This window comes from Streptomyces sp. NPDC005483 (genome assembly GCF_040606035.1).
Taxonomy (GTDB): domain Bacteria; phylum Actinomycetota; class Actinomycetes; order Streptomycetales; family Streptomycetaceae; genus Streptomyces.
In genome coordinates, this window is the sequence record NZ_JBEXEA010000013.1 from 1 (window position 1) to 18,281 (window position 18,281).

Annotated in this window: 14 protein-coding genes and 1 pseudogene; 4 read left to right on the forward strand and 11 right to left on the reverse strand. The window is 70.7% G+C overall.

From position 1 onward, the window contains the following. Window positions 1–460: 460 nt before the first annotated feature. The 4 genes from ABZT06_RS24575 to atzF are packed head-to-tail and all read left to right on the forward strand — an operon-like array spanning window position 461 to window position 7,099. On the forward strand, window positions 461–1,285 hold the full coding sequence (locus ABZT06_RS24575; protein WP_355744667.1) for an urea amidolyase associated protein UAAP1: 825 nt from the start codon (window positions 461–463) through the stop codon (window positions 1,283–1,285). Then, window positions 1,282–1,920 carry an urea amidolyase associated protein UAAP2 gene (locus ABZT06_RS24580; protein ID WP_355744670.1) on the forward strand — a complete coding sequence of 213 codons (639 nt, stop codon included), beginning with the start codon at window positions 1,282–1,284 and terminating at the stop codon, window positions 1,918–1,920. Before ABZT06_RS24575 ends, ABZT06_RS24580 begins: the two co-directional genes overlap by 4 nt. Further along, window positions 1,917–5,438: a 5-oxoprolinase/urea amidolyase family protein gene (locus ABZT06_RS24585; protein ID WP_355744673.1), complete on the forward strand. Its 3,522-nt coding sequence runs from the start codon at window positions 1,917–1,919 to the stop codon at window positions 5,436–5,438. Before ABZT06_RS24580 ends, ABZT06_RS24585 begins: the two co-directional genes overlap by 4 nt. A 14-nt stretch (window positions 5,439–5,452) precedes the next feature. Further along, entirely contained in the window at window positions 5,453–7,099 is a 1,647-nt protein-coding gene (gene atzF / locus ABZT06_RS24590; protein WP_355744676.1) for an allophanate hydrolase, read from the forward strand. Window positions 7,100–7,196: 97 nt separating this feature from the next. Here atzF and ABZT06_RS24595 read toward each other — a convergent pair whose 3' ends face one another. From ABZT06_RS24595 to pafA, 11 genes and pseudogenes are all read right to left on the reverse strand, one after another. Beyond that, the gene (locus ABZT06_RS24595) at window positions 7,197–10,058 is read right to left on the reverse strand and encodes a DEAD/DEAH box helicase (protein WP_355744678.1); all 2,862 of its coding nucleotides are present in this window, start codon (window positions 10,056–10,058) and stop codon (window positions 7,197–7,199) included. Window positions 10,059–10,098: 40 nt separating this feature from the next. Then, window positions 10,099–10,988: pseudogene (locus tag ABZT06_RS24600) on the reverse strand (diacylglycerol kinase). A gap of 30 nt (window positions 10,989–11,018) precedes the next feature. Then, window positions 11,019–11,969 (reverse strand): twin-arginine translocase subunit TatC, encoded by a 951-nt coding sequence (tatC, locus tag ABZT06_RS24605; protein ID WP_355744681.1) that lies wholly within the window; start codon window positions 11,967–11,969, stop codon window positions 11,019–11,021. A 48-nt stretch (window positions 11,970–12,017) separates the two neighbouring features. Further along, complete coding sequence (gene tatA / locus ABZT06_RS24610) at window positions 12,018–12,305, reverse strand: Sec-independent protein translocase subunit TatA (protein WP_355744684.1); 288 nt, start codon at window positions 12,303–12,305, stop codon at window positions 12,018–12,020. A gap of 258 nt (window positions 12,306–12,563) precedes the next feature. After that, window positions 12,564–12,758: a hypothetical protein gene (locus ABZT06_RS24615; protein ID WP_355744686.1), complete on the reverse strand. Its 195-nt coding sequence runs from the start codon at window positions 12,756–12,758 to the stop codon at window positions 12,564–12,566. A gap of 50 nt (window positions 12,759–12,808) precedes the next feature. Then, complete coding sequence (locus tag ABZT06_RS24620; protein WP_280852532.1) at window positions 12,809–13,099, reverse strand: hypothetical protein; 291 nt, start codon at window positions 13,097–13,099, stop codon at window positions 12,809–12,811. Next, window positions 13,096–14,160, reverse strand: coding sequence for a WYL domain-containing protein (locus ABZT06_RS24625; protein WP_355744688.1), 1,065 nt, complete (start codon window positions 14,158–14,160; stop codon window positions 13,096–13,098). Before ABZT06_RS24625 ends, ABZT06_RS24620 begins: the two co-directional genes overlap by 4 nt. A 19-nt stretch (window positions 14,161–14,179) precedes the next feature. Continuing rightward, the gene (locus ABZT06_RS24630) at window positions 14,180–15,133 is read right to left on the reverse strand and encodes a WYL domain-containing protein (RefSeq protein ID WP_355744690.1); all 954 of its coding nucleotides are present in this window, start codon (window positions 15,131–15,133) and stop codon (window positions 14,180–14,182) included. A gap of 188 nt (window positions 15,134–15,321) precedes the next feature. Continuing rightward, on the reverse strand, window positions 15,322–15,693 hold the full coding sequence (locus ABZT06_RS24635; RefSeq protein WP_020117713.1) for an FKBP-type peptidyl-prolyl cis-trans isomerase: 372 nt from the start codon (window positions 15,691–15,693) through the stop codon (window positions 15,322–15,324). An 88-nt stretch (window positions 15,694–15,781) separates the two neighbouring features. Next, on the reverse strand, window positions 15,782–16,786 hold the full coding sequence (locus ABZT06_RS24640; protein WP_355744693.1) for an FKBP-type peptidyl-prolyl cis-trans isomerase: 1,005 nt from the start codon (window positions 16,784–16,786) through the stop codon (window positions 15,782–15,784). 127 nt (window positions 16,787–16,913) lie between these two features. Next, entirely contained in the window at window positions 16,914–18,275 is a 1,362-nt protein-coding gene (gene pafA / locus ABZT06_RS24645) for a Pup--protein ligase (RefSeq protein WP_020117715.1), read from the reverse strand. Between the last annotated feature and the right edge of the window lie 6 nt (window positions 18,276–18,281).

The window sequence follows — 18,281 nt, forward strand, 5'->3', positions numbered from 1 at the left end:
CCGCTACGAACGCAAAGCCGAGCACTTTCTAGCCTTCACCAGCATCGCCTGCACCCTCATCTGCTACCGCCGACTCGCCAAATGAGACGAAGTCTAAGACCCAGACAGGCCCACCCAACGCCCGCGGACCCCACGCCCGGAAGCCCGACCCTCCGCCCCCGCCCGTTCTCCGCCCAGGGGACACCGCCCCGCGCACCGGTGCACGCAACCTCCTCCGGCACCGACCTCCCACCCGCACCCCCTCACACCCTGGCCCACAGCCGCAAGCCGCCCCACCACTCCCCCGCGCGGCCCCCACGCGCGACCACCCCCGACACCCCCAACCACCCCCGACCGCCACCCAACAACACCCCCGTGAGCGCCCGGTAACCCCCCGGCAACACCCGGGCAATCCCCCCGACCTACCCCGCCCCTAATTTCTGTCAAGCGACAGAAACACCCCTGGAGCCGGAGGTCCGCCATGGCCACAGAGACCACATACGGAGCCCGAGACCACGCCCGTGCCCAGGAGGGCACCCGCGCCGAGGCCATGCCCGTCGTCCCGGCCCGGGACTGGCCGGACCCGCCCCCCGCGGCGGGCCCCCTGGTGTGGGCGGAGACCGTCGGGGGCGGCAACTACACCCACCGGGTCCTCGCCCGCGGCACCGAACTCCGCCTCACCGACCTGCACGGCGACGCCTGCGCGCACCTCCTGCTGTACGCGGAGGGCCGCCCCTGGGAGCGGCTGAACGTCGCCGACACGGTCAAGGTCCAGTGGAACGCCTACCTCGGCGAGGGCCAACTGCTCCTGTCCGACCAGGGCCGCGTCCTCGCGAGCGTCATCGCCGACACCTCCGCCCGCCACGACGCCCTGTGCGGCACCTCCACCCTGGCCCGCAACACCGGGCGCTACGGCGACGGCACCCCCCAGAGCCCCTCCCCCGCCGGCCGCGAGCTCTTCAAGCTGGCGGCCGCGAAGAACGGCCTCGACCCCCGCGACCTCGCGCCCTCCCTCTCCTTCTTCCAGGGCGTGCGGATCCGCGAGGACGGCACCCTCGACTTCACCGGCTCGGCGGGCCCCGGCGCCGCCGTCACCCTGCGCACCGAGCAGGACGTGACCGTACTGATCGCGAACGTCCCCCATCCAGCGGACCCACGCCCCGCTTACGTCAGCACCCCGCTCGAAGTGCTCGCCTGGCGCGCCGAGCCCACCCGCGCCGGCGACGCCCTCTGGGAAGCCACCCCCGAAGGCCGCCGCGCCTTCCTCAACACCGCCGACTTCCTCGCCTCGAAGGGACGCGCATGAAGCTGGAAGAGACACCCAGGAAGACGGTCGTTCCGGCCCGCGCCGCCTGGTCCTCCGTCATCCGCGAGGGCGAGACGCTCACCATCACCGACCTGCACGGCAACCAGGCCGTCGACTTCCTCGTCTACGACGCCCACGACACCGCGGTCCGCTACAGCGCCCCCGACACCATCCACGCGCAGGGCGGCATCTTCCTCACCACGGGCAGCGTGCTGATGTCCAACGAGTACACCCCGTTGATGACGGTCACCGCCGACGACGTGGGCCGCCACGACACGGTCGGCGGCGCCTGCTCCAAGGAGTCGAACACCCTGCGCTACGGCCATCACACCTGGTCGCAGCACGCCTGTGTGGACAACTTCCTCGCCGAGGGCGCGAAGCACGGCCTCGGCAAGCGCGACCTCGTCTCCAACATCAACTGGTACATGAACGTCCCGGTCGAGAAGGACGGCACCCTCGGCATCGTCGACGGCATCTCCGCCCCGGGCCTGGCCCTGACCCTGCGCGCGGAGCGCGACGTCCTCGTCCTGGTCTCCAACTGCCCCCAGATCAATAACCCTTGCAACGGCTTCGACCCGACACCCGTGCAGATGACGATCGGGGCCACAGGCACGGCGATCGGGGCCGGCGCATGACCTTCGACACCCTCCTCGTCGCCAACCGGGGCGAAATCGCGGTCCGGATCATCCGCACGGCCCGCGAACTCGGCCTGCGCACCGTCGCGGTGTACTCCGACGCCGACCGCGCCGCACCCCACGTCCGGCTCGCCGACCACGCCGTACGCCTCGGCCCGGCGCCCGCGAAGGAGTCGTACCTCGACGCCGACCTGGTGCTGAAGGCGGCCAAGGACTCGGGCGCGGGCGCCATCCACCCCGGCTACGGCTTCCTGTCCGAGGACGCCGACTTCGCCCGCCGCTGCGAGGACGCGGGGATCGTGTTCGTGGGCCCGACGCCCGAGCAACTGGAACTGTTCGGCGCGAAGCACACGGCACGGGCCGCGGCGGAGGCGGCGGGGGTACCGCTGGCGCCGGGGACCGGCCTGCTGCCCTCGCTCGACGAGGCTCTCGAAGCCGCGGAAGCCATCGGCTACCCCGTCATGCTCAAGGCCACCGGCGGTGGCGGCGGCATCGGCATGTCGGCCTGCCACTCCGCCGACGAACTGACCGACGCCTGGGACCGGGTGCAGCGCGTGGCCGCCGCCTCCTTCTCCTCCGCCGGCGTCTTCCTGGAACGGCTCGTCGAACACGCCCGCCATGTCGAGGTGCAGGTCTTCGGCGACGGCGAGGGCGAGGTCGTCACCTTCGGCGACCGCGACTGTTCCCTCCAGCGCCGCCACCAGAAGGTCCTGGAGGAGGCCCCGGCGCCGGGCCTGCCCGCCCGCGTTCGCGCACAACTCACCGACAGTGCCCGCGACTTGTGCGCGTCCGTCGGCTACCGCTCCGCGGGAACCGTCGAGTTCGTCTACGACGCCGCCCGCGAGGAGGTCTACTTCCTGGAGGTCAACACCCGTCTCCAGGTGGAACATCCGGTCACCGAGGAGGTCTACGGCGTCGACCTGGTCGCCTGGATGCTCCGCCTGGCCCGGGGCGAGCGGGACGTCGTACGCGAACCGGGCCCCCCGCGCGGCCACGCCGTCGAGGCCCGCGTCTACGCCGAGGACCCCTCACGCGAACACCGGCCCAGTGCAGGGCTGTTGACACGGGTCGAGTTCCCCACGGGGGTACGCGTCGACGGCTGGGTGGAGACCGGCACCGAGGTGACGACGTCGTACGACCCGATGCTCGCGAAGATCATCGCGTACGGCCCGGACCGCGCCCACGCGCTCCGGCGGCTGGACGAAGCCCTGGAACGCACCCGTGTCGACGGCATCGAGACCAACCTGGGCCTGGTCCGGGCCGCGCTGGCCGACTCCGGCTTCAGGACGGCCGCCCACTCCACGTCGACCCTCGCCACCGTTCAGGACCCCACCCCGCGCATCGAGGTCGTGGCCGCCGGAACCCTCACCACGGTCCAGGACTGGCCGGGCCGCACCGGCTACTGGCAGGTCGGCGTTCCGCCGAGCGGCCCGATGGACGACCGTTCCTTCCGGCTCGGCAACCAGACGCTGGGCAACCCGGAAGGTGCCCCCGGTCTCGAATGCACCTTGCAGGGACCGTCGTTGAGGTTCACCCACCCCACGACCGTCTGCGTGACGGGTGCCCCGGCCCCGGTCACCGTGGACGGCGAACCGGTCGCGCAGTGGGAGCCGGTGACCGTGCCCGCGGGCGGAGTCCTGGACGTCGGCGCACCCGCCGAACACGGCCTGCGCACCTACGTCCTGTTCGCAGGCGGCCTCGACATCCCGGCCTTCCTCGGCAGCGCGAGCACCTTCACCCTGGGCCGCTTCGGCGGACACGGCGGACGGGCACTGCGAACCGGCGACGTGCTGCACGGGGGACGCCGGGACGAGGGGACGCCGGTCACGGAGGCACCGGTCGACGGCCGCCCCTCCTACACCTCCACGTGGCACATCGCCGCCGTAGAAGGCCCGCACGCCGCCCCGGAGTTCTTCACCGAGGACGACATCCGCGACTTCTACGCCGCCGACTGGAAGGTCCACTTCAACTCGGCCCGCACCGGAGTCCGCCTGGTCGGCCCCAAGCCCCGCTGGGCCCGCGCCGACGGCGGCGAGGCCGGCCTGCACCCGTCCAACATCCACGACACGCCGTACTCGGTCGGCGCGGTCGACTACACGGGCGACATGCCGGTGCTGCTGGGTCCGGACGGGCCCTCGCTCGGCGGGTTCGTGTGCCCGGCGACCGTCATCAGCACCGAGCGCTGGAAGCTGGGCCAGCTGCGTCCCGGCGACACGGTCCGCTTCGTGCCGGTGGACACGGACGGCTCGGCGCGCCCGGCGATCGTGGACGGTGGCATTCTCGCCCGCGACGGCGATGTGACGTACCGCCGCAGCGGCGACGACAACCTGCTGGTCGAGTTCGGCCCCATGCAGCTGGACCTGGCGCTGCGCATGCGCGTCCACGCCCTCATGGAGGCGGTGGCCGAACAGGGCCCGGCCGGCATCACCGACCTCACCCCCGGCATCCGCTCCCTCCAGATCCGGACGGATCCGAACCGGCTGCCCCAGCACGAACTCCTCGCCGCCGTAAGGGAGATCACCGCGTCCCTGCCCCCGTCCGACGAACTGGTCGTCCCCTCCCGCACGGTCCACCTCCCGCTCTCCTGGGACGACCCGGCCACCCGCGAGGCGATCGCCCGCTACATGGCGGGCGTGCGCGACGACGCGCCCTGGTGCCCCTGGAACATCGAGTTCATCCGCCGCGTCAACGGCCTGGACTCGGTGAACGACGTCTATCGCACGGTCTTCGACGCGGAGTACCTCGTCCTGGGCCTGGGCGACGTCTACTTGGGCGCCCCGGTGGCCACGCCGCTGGACCCGCGCCACCGCCTGGTGACCACGAAGTACAACCCGGCGCGCACCTGGACGGCCGAGAACTCCGTCGGCATCGGCGGGGCGTACCTGTGCATCTACGGCATGGAGGGCCCCGGCGGCTACCAGTTCGTGGGCCGTACGACCCAGGTGTGGTCGCCCTGGCAGCAGCGCGGCGCGTTCGAGCCGGGCTCGCCCTGGCTGCTGCGGTTCTTCGACCGCATCAAGTGGTATCCGGTGGATGCGGACGAACTCCTGGAGTTGCGCGCCGACATCACGTCCGGCCGCTTCGTGCCCCGCATCGAGGAGGGCACGTTCTCGCTCGCCGAGTACCAGGCATTCCTCGCCGAACACGCCGATCCCATAGCGGAGTTCAGGGCGCGCCAGCAGACGGCCTTCGCCGCGGAGCGGGACGCGTGGGAGGCGGCGGGCGAGTTCGCGCGGGCCGAGTCGGCCTCCGCGCCGGCCGTCGCCACCGTCGACATCGCCGTCCCGGCGGGTGGCCGCTTGATCGAGGCCGAATTCGCCGCCTCGGTCTGGCAGTTGAACGTCGAGCCGGGTGACGAGGTGACGGCCGGGCAGCCGCTCCTGGCCCTGGAGGCGATGAAGATGGAGTCCAGGGTGCACGCGCCGACGGCCGGCGTGGTCGCGGAGATCCTGGCGAGGCCGGGCGACCAGGTGGAGGCGGGGACGGCACTGCTCGTCCTGGCCCCGCCCACACAGTGAAAGAGGAGCGAGCCATGTCCAGCACCGTCACCCGGGTCCGTGCCGCCTACGACCGCGTCGAGGCCGTGGACCGCCCCGAGATCTGGATCGACCTGCGTCCGCGGGAGGAGGTCGAACGGGAGGCCCGGTCGATCGACGAACGGCTCGCGCAGGGTGAGCGACTGCCCCTCGCGGGCCGCCTGTTCGCCGCCAAGGGCAACATCGACGTGGCCGGCCTGCCCACCACCGCGGGCTGTCCGTCGTACGCCTACGATCCCGAGGCCGATGCCCCGGTGGTCGCCCGCCTCCGCGCGGCGGGCGCGATCGTGCTCGGCACCACGAACCTGGACCAGTTCGCGACGGGCCTGGTCGGCACCCGTTCCCCGCACGGCGCGGTCCGCAACGCCTACGACCCCGCGAGGATCAGCGGCGGTTCCAGCTCCGGCTCGGCGGTCGCCGTGGCGCTGGGCATCGTCGACTTCGCGCTCGGCACCGACACGGCGGGCTCGGGCCGGGTCCCGGCCGCCTTCAACGGCATCGTCGGCCTCAAGCCCACCCGCGGCCTGGTCCCCACGGCCGGGGTCGTCCCGGCCTGCGCCTCGATCGACTGTGTGACGGTGTTCGCCCGCACCCTTCCGGAGGCCGAGCAGGCGCTGTCCCACATGACGACCGGCACCGCCCCGTCCCTGCCTGGACGCCGGCCCGGCCCCTGGCGGATCGCGGTCCCGGCGCGCGAGCAGCTCGGCGAGCTCGACGAGGGCTGGGCCGAGGCGTACGAGGAGGCCGTGGAGCAGCTCGCGGCGGCGGGCGCGACGCTCAGCGAGCTGGACCTGACACCCTTCACCGAGGCGGCCGCCATGCTCTACGAGGGCGCGTTCGTGGCCGAGCGCTACACAGCGGTGGGTGCCTTCATCGACAAGGCGACAGCAGCGAACGACGACTGTCTCGACCCCACGGTCGCCGCCATCATCACCGGGGCCCGCGACCTCCCGGCCCACCAGCTCTACGCCGACCTGGACCGCCTGGCCGCACTCCGCACCCGGGCCCTGGCCGAGCTGGCCGACGCGGACGCCCTTCTCCTGCCCACCACCCCCGGTCACCCCACCCTCGCCGAGGTCGCCGCGGACCCCCTGGGCGCCAACGCCCGCCTGGGCCGCTTCACCAACTCCACGAACCTCTTCGACCTGGCCGCGGCCGCCGTCCCGGCGGGCGAGGTGGACGGCCTCCCCTTCGGCGTGATGCTGATCGGCCCGGGCCACACCGACGAGCGCTTGGCGAACATCGCGCGCCTGCTCCAGCCGGAGACCCGCCTCGCGGTGGTCGGCGCGCACCTGACGGGCCAGCCGCTGAACCCCCAGCTCCTCGCCCTGGGCGCCCGCCTGGACCGTACGACCACCACGGCGCCGGTGTACCGCCTGCACGCCCTGCGGACCACGCCGCCCAAGCCCGGTCTGGAACATGTGGGCGAGGGCGGCGCAGAGATCGAAGTGGAGATCTGGAGGATGCCCGCAGCGGGCCTCGGCCGGCTCCTTTCCGCCCTCCCCCGCCCCATGACGCTGGGCAGCGTGCAACTGGCCGACGGCACCGAGGTACCCGGCTTCCTCTGCGAGCCGTCCGCCCTCATGGACGCCAAGGACATCACGTCATACGGAGGCTGGCGGTCCTATCTGAACGCCGAGTAGGTCGACCTGCTCAGGGGCGCGGGGCTGTATCGATATGCGGCTCCGCCGCCTGGGCGCGACCAGCCGCACCGAACCCCGCCACCCGCCCCCGAACCCGTCACCCCACCGACGAGTAGGCCACAACCCCCCGCAGCAACAGCTCAACAGCCTTACGCGCATTCTTCGCGACCGTGGACCCCTCGCCCCCGGAAACCGGCGCCGCCGCCGAGATCTGCCCCAACACGTCGATCACCTGCTTGCACCACCGCACGAAGTCCCCGGCAGGCATCTCCGCCTCCCGCAGCACCTCGTCGAGCCCCTTTCCGCCGGCCCACATGTACGCGGCCCAGGCGAACCCGAGATCCGGCTCCCGCTGCCCGACCCCCTCGGTCTGGTTGATCCGGAAGTCCTCCTCCAGGGCGTCGAGACGTCCCCAGATCCGCACCATCTCACCGAGCGCGGCCTTGGCCTTGCCGGACGGCACCTTGGGCGCCATGGCGTCGTCGCCCACCCGGGACTCGTACACCAACGCCGACACACACGCGGCCAGTTCGGCGGGGGCAAGCCCCTCCCAGACCCCTTCCCGCAGGCACTCGCTGGCCAGCAGGTCGAGCTCGCCGTACAGGCGGGCCAGCCGCTTGCCGTGCTCGGTGACCTCGTTGCCGCGCAGATAGTCCAGCTCGGTCAGCAGGGCCACGATCCGGTCGAAGGTCCGCGCGATGGTGTTCGTACGTCCCTCGATGCGCCGCTCCAGCTGCGAGGTGTCGCGCAGCAGCCGGTGGTAGCGCTCGGCCCAACGGGCGTGGTCCTCGCGGTCGTTGCACCCGTGGCAGGGGTGCGCCCGGATCGCCGTCCGCAGCCGCGCGATCTCACGGTCGTCGGCCGCCTGCGACCGCTGCTTGCGGGCCCGCTCCGGCGGAATGTGCCCGGCCTTGGTGCGCAGCGCGGAGGCCAGGTCGCGACGGGACTGCGGCGAGCGCGCGTTGAAGGACTTCGGGATCCGCATCCGCTCCAACGGCTCAACCGGCACCGGGAAGTCCATCGACGCGAGCCGCTTGACCTGCCGCTCGGCGGTCAGCACCAGCGGCCGTGGGCCGTCGTGGTGCTCGAAGCCCCGGTGGCCGTTGGACCGCCCGGCGGGCAGGCCCGGGTCCAGCACGAGTGCGAGACCGGCGTACTTGCCCGTCGGCACATGGATGACGTCACCCGGCTTGAGCTTCTCCAGCGCCACGGCCGCCTCGGCCCGCCGCTGGGCGACTCCCTGCCGGGCCAGCTCCGTCTCCCGGTCCTTGAGCTCGCGGCGCAGCCGCGCGTACTCCTCGAAGTCGCCGAGGTGGCAGGTCATGGAGGCCTTGTAGCCGTCCAGCCCCTCCTCGTTGCGCTGCACCTGGCGGGAGATCCCGACGACCGACTTGTCGGCCTGGAACTGCGCGAACGACGTCTCCAGGAGCTCGCGCGAGCGGTGCCGGCCGAACTGCTCGACCAGGTTGACGGCCATGTTGTACGAGGGCTTGAAGCTGGAGCGCAGCGGGTACGTGCGCGTGCCGGCCAGTCCCGCGAGGTGCTCGGGGCTGCTCCCGCGCTGCCACAGCACCACCGCGTGACCCTCGACGTCGATGCCGCGCCGCCCCGCGCGCCCCGTCAGCTGGGTGTACTCGCCGGGCGTGATGTCGGCGTGCTGTTCGCCGTTCCACTTGACGAGCTTCTCCAGCACCACCGAACGCGCCGGCATGTTGATGCCCAGCGCGAGCGTCTCGGTCGCGAACACGGCCTTGACGAGGCCGCGTACGAACAGCTCCTCGACGACCTCCTTGAAGGTCGGCAGCATGCCCGCGTGGTGGGCCGCGATACCGCGCTCCAGGCCCTCCAGCCACTCGTAGTACCCGAGGACGTGGAGGTCCTCGGTCGGGATCGACGCGGTGCGCTCCTCGACGAGGGCGCGCACCCTGCCGCGGGCCTCGTCGTCGTTCAGCCTCAGTCCCGCGTACAGGCACTGCTGTACGGCCGCCTCACAGGCGGCGCGGCTGAAGATGAACGTGATCGCGGGCAGCAGGCCCTCGGCGTCCAGCCGCTCGATGACCTCGGGCCGGCTCGGCGTCCACACCTTGGAGCGCTGCCGTCGCTCGCGCTCCCGGTCGGCCTCGCGCATCGCCCTGCCGCGTCTGCGGTCCTGGTACGACGGCCGCTGGGCCTCCATCCGGGCCAGCCGCGCGAGATCGGGGTTGACGGCCTTCTTGTTGCCCTCGCCCTCCTCGAACAGGTCGTACATCCGCCGCCCGGCGAGCACGTGCTGGAACAGCGGCACGGGCCGGTGCTCGGAGACGATCACCTGGGTGTCGCCGCGGACGGTGTCGAGCCAGTCGCCGAACTCCTCGGCGTTGGACACGGTCGCCGACAGCGACACCAGGGTCACCGACTCGGGGAGATGGATGATCACCTCTTCCCATACGGCGCCCCGGAAGCGGTCGGAGAGGTAGTGCACCTCGTCCATGACCACGTATCCGAGGCCGAGGAGGGTCTGCGAGCCCGCGTAGAGCATGTTCCGCAGCACCTCGGTGGTCATCACGACCACGGGGGCATCGGAGTTGACGCTGTTGTCGCCGGTCAGCAGGCCGACCTTGTCCGCCCCGTAACGGCGGCTCAAGTCCGCGTACTTCTGGTTGGACAGCGCCTTGATGGGGGTCGTGTAGAAGCATTTCTTGCCCTGCTGGAGGGCGAGGTGGACGGCGAACTCGCCGACAATCGTCTTGCCGGAGCCGGTGGGGGCGGCCACCAGCACACCCTTCCCCGCTTCGAGAGCCTTGCAGGCCTCGATCTGGAAGGGGTCGAGACCGAAGTCGTACATCTCGCGGAAGCCCGCGAGCGCGGTGGCCTGCTCGGCTGCCCGCAGGCGGGCTGCCGCGTACCGCTCGGCCGGTGAGAGGTCCTCTGTCATCGTGCTTTCGAGCGTACCCGGCGGCACTGACAACAGGACGATCATTATCCGGATCGGAGTCCGCGAAACCTGCTCTTCACGCAGTTCACGGGCCCAGCACGGCCACCGCCCCACGAACACAGCGCGCGCTCAGCGGCAACGGCCCGAGCGGCTCGCCGTCCGCATACCCCGTGACATCCGCCGCGGCGATCTCGACCTTCGCCGCCCTCAGCACGGTGACCTTCGGGTGGTCGACGTGGGTGCCCCGGTACACGCTCGGGAACACCCGCAGCAGGGTCGTACGACTGCAGTCGCCGACCACGGTGACGTCGAACAGCCCGTCGGTGAGGTCCGCGCCCGGGCAGATCCGCATGCCGCCGCCGTACGACGATCCGTTGCCGACGGCCACCAGGGTCGCCTCGACCTCGCGGACCTGGCCGTCATCGAGCGTGATCCGGACGGCACGGGCCGGAAGGCGGCCAGTTCGGCGAGCATCGCGAGGTCGTACTTGAGGCGGCCCGCGGGCCATCTCATGCGGTTGCCGCGGTCGTTGACGCGGGAGTCGAAGCCGGAGGCGAGGACGGTGCCGAACCAGTGGTCACCGACCCGGCCCAGGTCGGTGTCGTGGACACGGCCCTCCTTGAGGGCCTCGGCGATCAGCCGGCCGGCGGCGGCGGGGGCGCGCACCGGCAGCCCCAGGGTGCGGGCGAAGTCGTTGCCGGTGCCGACGGCGACCAGACCGAGGGGGGTGCAGGTGCCGGCGACGGCCTGAAGGGCGAGGTTCGCCATGCCGTCGCCGCCGACGGCGATGAGAGCGCCGGTGCCGTCCCGGACGGCGGCACGCGCGCGTGCGAGGGCGTCGGCTGGGTCCTCGCCCAGTACGGTCCGCACGGCGAAGCCCGCCGCACGCAACGCGGAAGCGGCCGGCTGCGCCGCGCGGGCGCCCCGGCCGCGGCCCGCGGTGGGGTTGACGAAGAGGGTGATCTCGCTGGTCACGGAAGTGACCTTACGAGCGCTTCCCGGTCGTCAGGTCACGTCGTCATAACCGTTGACCCGTTCCGTGCCCGACTGCTCGGGCAGCGCCCGGCTCGCGGAGACGGTCTCGACCTCGCCGATGTCCGCGGGGGTGAGGTCCAGGTCGGAGGCCTCGTCGTCGCCGGGGCCCTCGGCCTCACGACGGCGCTTGCGCCGGTCGTTGAGCAGGGAGAAGGCGGTCGCGGCGAAGTACAGGACCCAGATCGGCGCGGCGAGTGCCAGCATCGTCAGCGGGTCGGTGCTCGGTGTGGCGACGGCGGCGAACACGGTGATGGCCATGATCATGCCGCGCCACCAGCCGAGCATCCGCTTGCCGGTGATCAACCCGGTGAGGTTGAGGAAGACCAGCAGGAGGGGCAGCTCGAAGGAGAGGCCGAAGACCAGCACCATGCGCAGGACGAGGTCGAGGAGGTCGTCCAGGGGCAGCAGGTTGGAGGTGCCGCCCGGGGTGAAGCCGATCAGCACCTGCGCCGTGGTCGGCAGGACCGTGTAGGCGAAGTAGGCGCCGACGAGGAAGAGCGGGGCGCCCGTGCCGACGAACGCGTACGCGTACTTCTTCTCGTGCCGGTGCAGGCCGGGGGCGACGAAGGCCCACAGCTGGTAGAGCCACACCGGCGAGGCCGCGACGACGCCGGCCATCAGCGACACCTTCAGTGCCAGCGTGAAGGGCGCGAGGAGGCCGTTGATCGTGATCTCGGCGCACGGCTTGGTCGACTGCGTCGACTTGGCCAGTTCCGCGAAGGACTTGTCACAGCCGACCGAGTCGAGGATCGGCTTGGTGATCAAGTTGATGATGTCGTTGTAGAAGAAGGCGGCGACCACCGTGATGGCGACGATGGCCAGCATCGCCTTCGCGAGCCGGTTGCGGAGCTCACGAAGGTGATCCGCGAGAGGCATCCGCCCCTCGGGATCCCTCTCCTCTTTGCGGGCAGACTTCAGCAACCCACGTTCCCATCTCGTGCGGGCGGGCCGGAGGTCACCGGCCCCGCGTCAGCGCTTGGTCGTGTCCGTGGGCTCCGTGACCGGGCGCGAGCTGGTCACGTCGCCGGGGGAGGCCTGGATGGTGCGCTGAGCCGGGGTCTGCTCGTCGGTGTTGGGCGGGCCGGCCGGGGTGGCCGTGCCACTGCCCTCGTCCTTCATCGCCTTGGCCTCGCTCTTGAGGATGCGAGCGGACTTGCCGAGCGAGCGCGCCATGTCGGGAAGCTTCTTCGCGCCGAACAGCAGGATGATGACGACGAGGATGAGAATGATCTCGGGGGCGCCGAGCCTTCCGAACATAAGTCTTTACCTTCTCACCGAGGCGGCTTGTGGGGTGCTGTCCGACCGGTCGGACATGTGTCCGATCAGTCGTGCTGGCAGCGATCGTAACGCTCAGGGGTGAACGCCTGGCAATCCCTGTGCGTACTCCCGGTTCGCGGCCGAGCCTCGTTATACGGACCGCGACCAGCAGCGTACCTGCCGACCCGGCCACGGTGACAGGGCGAAGTGGCCCAAAACGCATCCGCCGCTCGACTCACACCCAACTCTCAGCCGTACTCACAGTGAGTCCACAGAACGGGCCGTGCTCACCGCCGCGCGCTCCAGGTCCTCCGCGGCCCTGCTGATGCGCTGCGCGGAGTCCGTGACCTGGCGCCCCAGACGCTGGGCCTCCAGGAAGACCCGGACGGCGAGCACGCCGAGCACGACGAGACCCACGAAACCCACTGCTACCGCGAACATCGGCCAGAACATGACACCGAGCCTAGAGGGTCTGGAGGGTCGAGAGGGACTGGCGAGAGGGACTAGAGGGTGGAGTGCAGCCGCAACGTCCGCACCCCGCCGCCGGTCAGCAGCTCCACGATCCGCTCGCCGGCGGGCTTGCGGACGGCCGCGCCGCACTCGGGGCAGGTGAAGGAGTAGAAGGTGGTGCGGCTGGTCGCGCCGATGGCGAGGCGAAAGGCGCTGGCGGCCAGCTCGAACCGCTCACGGCAGTCCGGGCAGCCCGCCTTGAAGGTCACCGGAGCCGCGCTTCTCATCCCCGCGAAGGCGGCAGCCACCGTGATACCCGCACCGGACGTCGCCGACTCGCTCAAAGCCCCTGCTCCTGCCTGTCGTACCGACCGTCGCCCTGCCCCTCGCGCTCCGCGTCCGTCGCGTGCGCACCCTGCGCCTCGACCCCGTCGTAGGCCGCCAGGGCCTCGCGAGCGGCCTCCCGGGCGCTGTCGGCGAGGTCGCGCGGCGAGACGATGCGGCCGTCACGGCCGAGCCGGAGCGCCAGCCTCCGCAGCGATGCCGGGTCGGGGGTGCGCAGGGTAATACGCAGCCCGCCGTCGGAAAGCTCATCCGCACTGTCGTGCGGGTAGTACTCCGCGACCCAGCGGCCGCCGGGGCCGACCTCGACGACCACCTCGGGGTCCTCGGCCGCGGGCTGCACCAGCCCCTCCGACAGGTCCCGGAGCTCCACCTCGGGCGGCGCGGACGGCTCGTCGAGGATCTTGATCTCGGCGACCCGGTCGAGCCGGAAGGTGCGCCGCGCCTCGGAGCGGCGGCACCAGGCCTCGACATAGGTGTGACCGACGCTGACCAGGCGGATCGGGTCGATCTCGCGCTCGGTGAGCTCATCGCGGGCGGGTGAGTAGTAGCGGATCCACAGCCGCCGGCGCTCGGAGATGGCCCGGTCGACGTCCGCGAAGACACCGCCCTCCGACTCGAAGGTCACCGACAGTCGCGCGCTGGCACCGGCGGCCTCACCGGCCGCGGTCTCCACCTTGGCGGTGGCCCGCAGCAGTGCCTGCCGGTCGCCCTCCCTGAGGCCGGGCAGCGTGGAGACCGCGCGGGCGGCCACCAGCAGCGCGGTCGCCTCGTCGGCGGCGAGCCTGAGCGGCTCGGCCGTCTCCTCCCCGAGGGCAGCGGGGTTGTGCCACCAGATCCGCTCGCCGTCGGTGTCGATGTCGAGCAGATCGCCGCCGCGGAAGCTGGTGCCGCACATGGGCAGCACATCGAGGTCGGAGACCAGCTCGTCCTCGGTGATCCCGAAGGCGCGGGCCACGTCCTCGACCCGGGCTCCGGGGCGCTCCTTCAGATAGGTCACCAGCGAGAGCATCCGCCGGGTCTGGTCGATGGCGTTCGTGGGCCTGACCGGTTTGCCTGCCACAGTTCTCTTCCGCTCCCCCTCAGCCCTTGGCCACGGCACGCAGCCGGTCCACCACGTCGGCCCGCAACTCGGCGGGCTCCAGGACCACCACGTCGGGACCGAACTCCACCAGCCAGGCGTCCAGGCCATGGCCGTACGGAATCTCCAACTCGTCCCAGCCGTCGCCCAGTTCCCGTACCGAGGTGGCCTTGGCCCGCAAGGGGTACCCGGCGCCCGTGCGCAGCCGGATCAGCGCGCTGCGGTCGGCGGTCTCCCCCGCCCAGCTCGCCACGGTCTCGCGGACGGTGACGACATCGGGGACCGGGGCCGTGAACCGGGTGCCGCGCGAGCGCACCTTGCCGGTGATCCGGGAGAGCCGGAAGACCCGCTCGGCGCCCCGGTCACGGTCGAATCCGGCCAGGTACCAGTGGCCGCGCCAGCACTCCAGCGCCCACGGCTCGACATGGCGCGGCTCGGGGCGGGCGGCGGTGGCCTTGCGGTAGTCGAAGACGACCGGGCGGCGATCCCGGCAGGCAAGCATCAGCGGCTCGAAGGAGGCCTCGTGCACCGGGATGCGCGGCTCCAGGGCACCGTGCGCCTCGTACGGGTCGACGTCCTCGGGCAGCCCGGCCGCGCGCAGTTTCTGCAGCGCGCCGCTGGCCGCGCCGGCGAGCCGGGCCTGCTGCCACACCTTGGCGGCCAGACCCAGGGCGGCGGCCTCCTCGGCGTCGAGGGTGATGGGCGGCAGCCGGTTGCTGTCCCGGCGGGCCAGATAGCCGACTTCGCCGTCGAGGTTCTCAACGGTCTCGATCACCAGCCCGAGTTCGCGCAGATCGTCCTTGTCACGCTCGAACATCCGGTTGAAGGAGTCGTCGGAATTGGCTTCCAGGTAGGCCTCGATGGACTCCCTGAGCTCACGCTTGCTCAGCGGCCGTCGCGTCCCGAGCAGACACAGCGCCAGGTTCATCAGCCGCTCGGCCTTGGCAATGGCCATCGACGCCCTTCGCCTCCCTATGGTGCTTACGGACGTTGACCGTACCGCCCCGAAGGAGCAGGGCAAAAGCCGAGGGCCCATGCCCGGACAGGCATGGGCCCTGCTCGATCAGGTCCGGTCGGATGTCGTACGACGATCCGGCCGCGACGCGATCTTCTACGACTCCTCTGGTGACTCCGGTACGACGATCAGACGCCGAGGAGGTCGACCACGAAGATCAGGGTCTCACCGGGCTTGATCGCCGGGGTCGGGCTCTGGTTGCCGTAGGCGAGGTGGGCGGGGATGGTCAGCTGACGACGGCCACCGACCTTCATGCCCTGCACGCCCTGGTCCCAGCCCTTGATGACCCGGCCGCCGCCCAGCGGGAAGCGGAACGGCTGACCACGGTTCCAGCTGGCGTCGAACTCCTCACCGGTGCTGAAGGCCACGCCCACGTAGTGGACGGTGACGGTCTGGCCGGCCTGCGCAACCTCGCCGTCGCCCTCCCAGATGTCCTTGATCTCCAGGTCCGCCGGGGGCTCGCCGCCCGGGAAGTCGATCTCGGGCTTGTCGATGCTCACGTCACTCGCTCCTGCTTGTTCACGGAAAGGCAACAGGGTCCAGTCTTACATCCCCGTCACGGAGACCTGCGCGCATGTCCCCCGTGCGTCACATCTTCGCGAGGATGTCCACGGTGAAGACCAGCGTGGAGTCCTTCTCGATACCGCTGCCGGCCGGCGGGTTGTCGCCGTAGCCCAGCTTCGGCGGAATGGAGATCAGCACCCGGCTGCCGACCTTCTTGCCGGTCAGACCCTGCGCCCACCCCTTGACGACCTGCTGGAGCGAGAACGACGCCAGCTGCTTGCGGCTGTACGTCGAGTCGAACTCCTTGCCGGAGTCCCACACCACGCCCTTGTACTGCACGAGCAGGGTGCTGTCGGCCGCGACCTCGTCGCCGTCGCCCTCGATGACGTACTCCGCCACCAGCTTGGTCGGCGCGTCCGTCTTGGGGATGTCGATCGAGGGGGCCTTGCCGTCGGTGTTGGTACCGACCTTGGGCAGCTTGGCGTCGCTCTGCGCGACGTCCTTGCCCTTGGCGGAGCTCTTCGCGTTGAACGTGTCCTGCACATCGACGACGAACACCAGCGTGTCGGTGCCCTTGATGCCCGCCTGCGCGTTGCCCTCCTTGCCGTACCCCCAGGTCGGCGGGATGGAGAACTGCACGCGGCTGCCGGCCTTCTTGCCCGACAGGGCGTACCGCCAGCCGTCGATGATGCTGTTCTGCGCGAGCTGGATGACCAGCGCCGTCTTACGGTCGTAGGAGTTGTCGAAGACCTTGGCCGTGCTCCAGATCTGGCCCAGGTAGTTGGCCTGGATGTAGTCGCCCTCGGCGATGATGGTGCCGCCGCCCGCGATGACCGTCTTGACCGCCAGATCCTTCGACGGATCACCGGTGCCCTTGGCGACCGTCGGCTTCTCACCGAACTTCGTGCCCGCCGTGATCGCCGGCAGCGGACCGGCGACGATCTTCGGCGGCGGCGCCTGGGAGGCCGAGGACGACGGCGAGGGTGACGCGCTGTCGCTCGCCTTGCTCGAGTCGGACTTGTCGTCACCGCATGCGGCGAGAGTGGCCAGTCCTGCGGGAACGGCGATGAGAAGGGAGCGTCGGCGCACGGTGAGAGCCTCGTAATCGGTCGATCTTGTTGATGGCGTGCGCGCAACTCTACGGCGTGCGAAGGGCGCCGTACGGGAAACGTACGGCGCCCGTGTTGCGTTCCGACACTGATGCGGAACGCTTTGCTCACATTCCGGCGATCAGTTTCTCCACCCGGTCGTCGACCGATCGGAACGGGTCCTTGCACAACACCGTGCGCTGCGCCTGGTCGTTGAGCTTGAGGTGGACCCAGTCGACCGTGAAGTCCCGGCGCTGTTCCTGGGCCCTGCGGATGAAGTCACCGCGCAGCCGGGCCCGAGTGGTCTGCGGCGGAACGGACTTGCCTTCGAAGATCTTCAAGTCGTTGCAGATACGGGCGGCTTGACCCTTCCTCTCCAGAAGGTAGTAGAGCCCACGACGACGGTGAATGTCGTGATACGCGAGGTCTATCTGCGCGACCCGCGGGTGGGACATCGTCATGTTGTGCTTGGCCCGGTACCGCTCGATCAGCTTGTACTTCATGACCCAGTCGATCTCGGTGCCGATCCGGTCGAGGTCCTCCGCCTCGATCGCGTCCAGCGTGCGGCCCCACAGCTCGAGGACCTGGTCGACGGTGCCGGTACGGATGCCTCGCCGCTCGACGAAGTCCACGGCCTTCTCGTAGTACTCGCGCTGCACCTCCAGCGCCGAAGCCTCCCGGCCGCTGGCCAGACGCACCTTGCGCCGGCCGGTGATGTCATGGCTGACCTCACGGATGGCCCGGATCGGGTTCTCCAGGGTCAGGTCCCGCATCACGGTGCCCGCCTCGATCATGCGCAGCACCAGGTCGGTCGCGCCGACCTTCAGCAGCATGGTCGTCTCGGACATGTTCGAGTCGCCCACGATGACGTGCAGGCGGCGGTAGCGCTCGGCGTCGGCGTGCGGTTCGTCGCGGGTGTTGATGATCGGCCGGGAACGGGTCGTCGCCGAGGAGACGCCCTCCCAGATGTGCTCGGCCCGCTGGCTGACGCAGTACACCGCGCCCCGCGGGGTCTGCAGCACCTTGCCGGCACCACAGAGAAGCTGCCTGGTGACCAGGAACGGAATGAGAATGTCCGCGAGCCGGGAGAACTCCCCGTGACGCGCCACCAGATAGTTCTCATGGCAGCCGTAGGAGTTGCCGGCCGAGTCCGTGTTGTTCTTGAAGAGGTAGACGTCGCCCGCGATTCCTTCCTCGTGCAGGCGTCGTTCGGCGTCCACCAGGAGTCCTTCGAGAATGCGCTCGCCCGCTTTGTCGTGGGTGACCAGTTCGGTCACGTTGTCACATTCGGGTGTCGCGTATTCCGGATGTGAGCCCACGTCGAGATAGAGGCGTGCGCCGTTTCGCAGAAAGACATTACTGCTGCGGCCCCATGACACGACACGGCGGAAGAGGTACCGCGCCACCTCGTCGGGAGACAGGCGTCGCTGTCCCCTGAACGTACACGTGACGCCGTACTCGTTCTCCAGCCCGAAAATGCGGCGGTCCATGAGTGA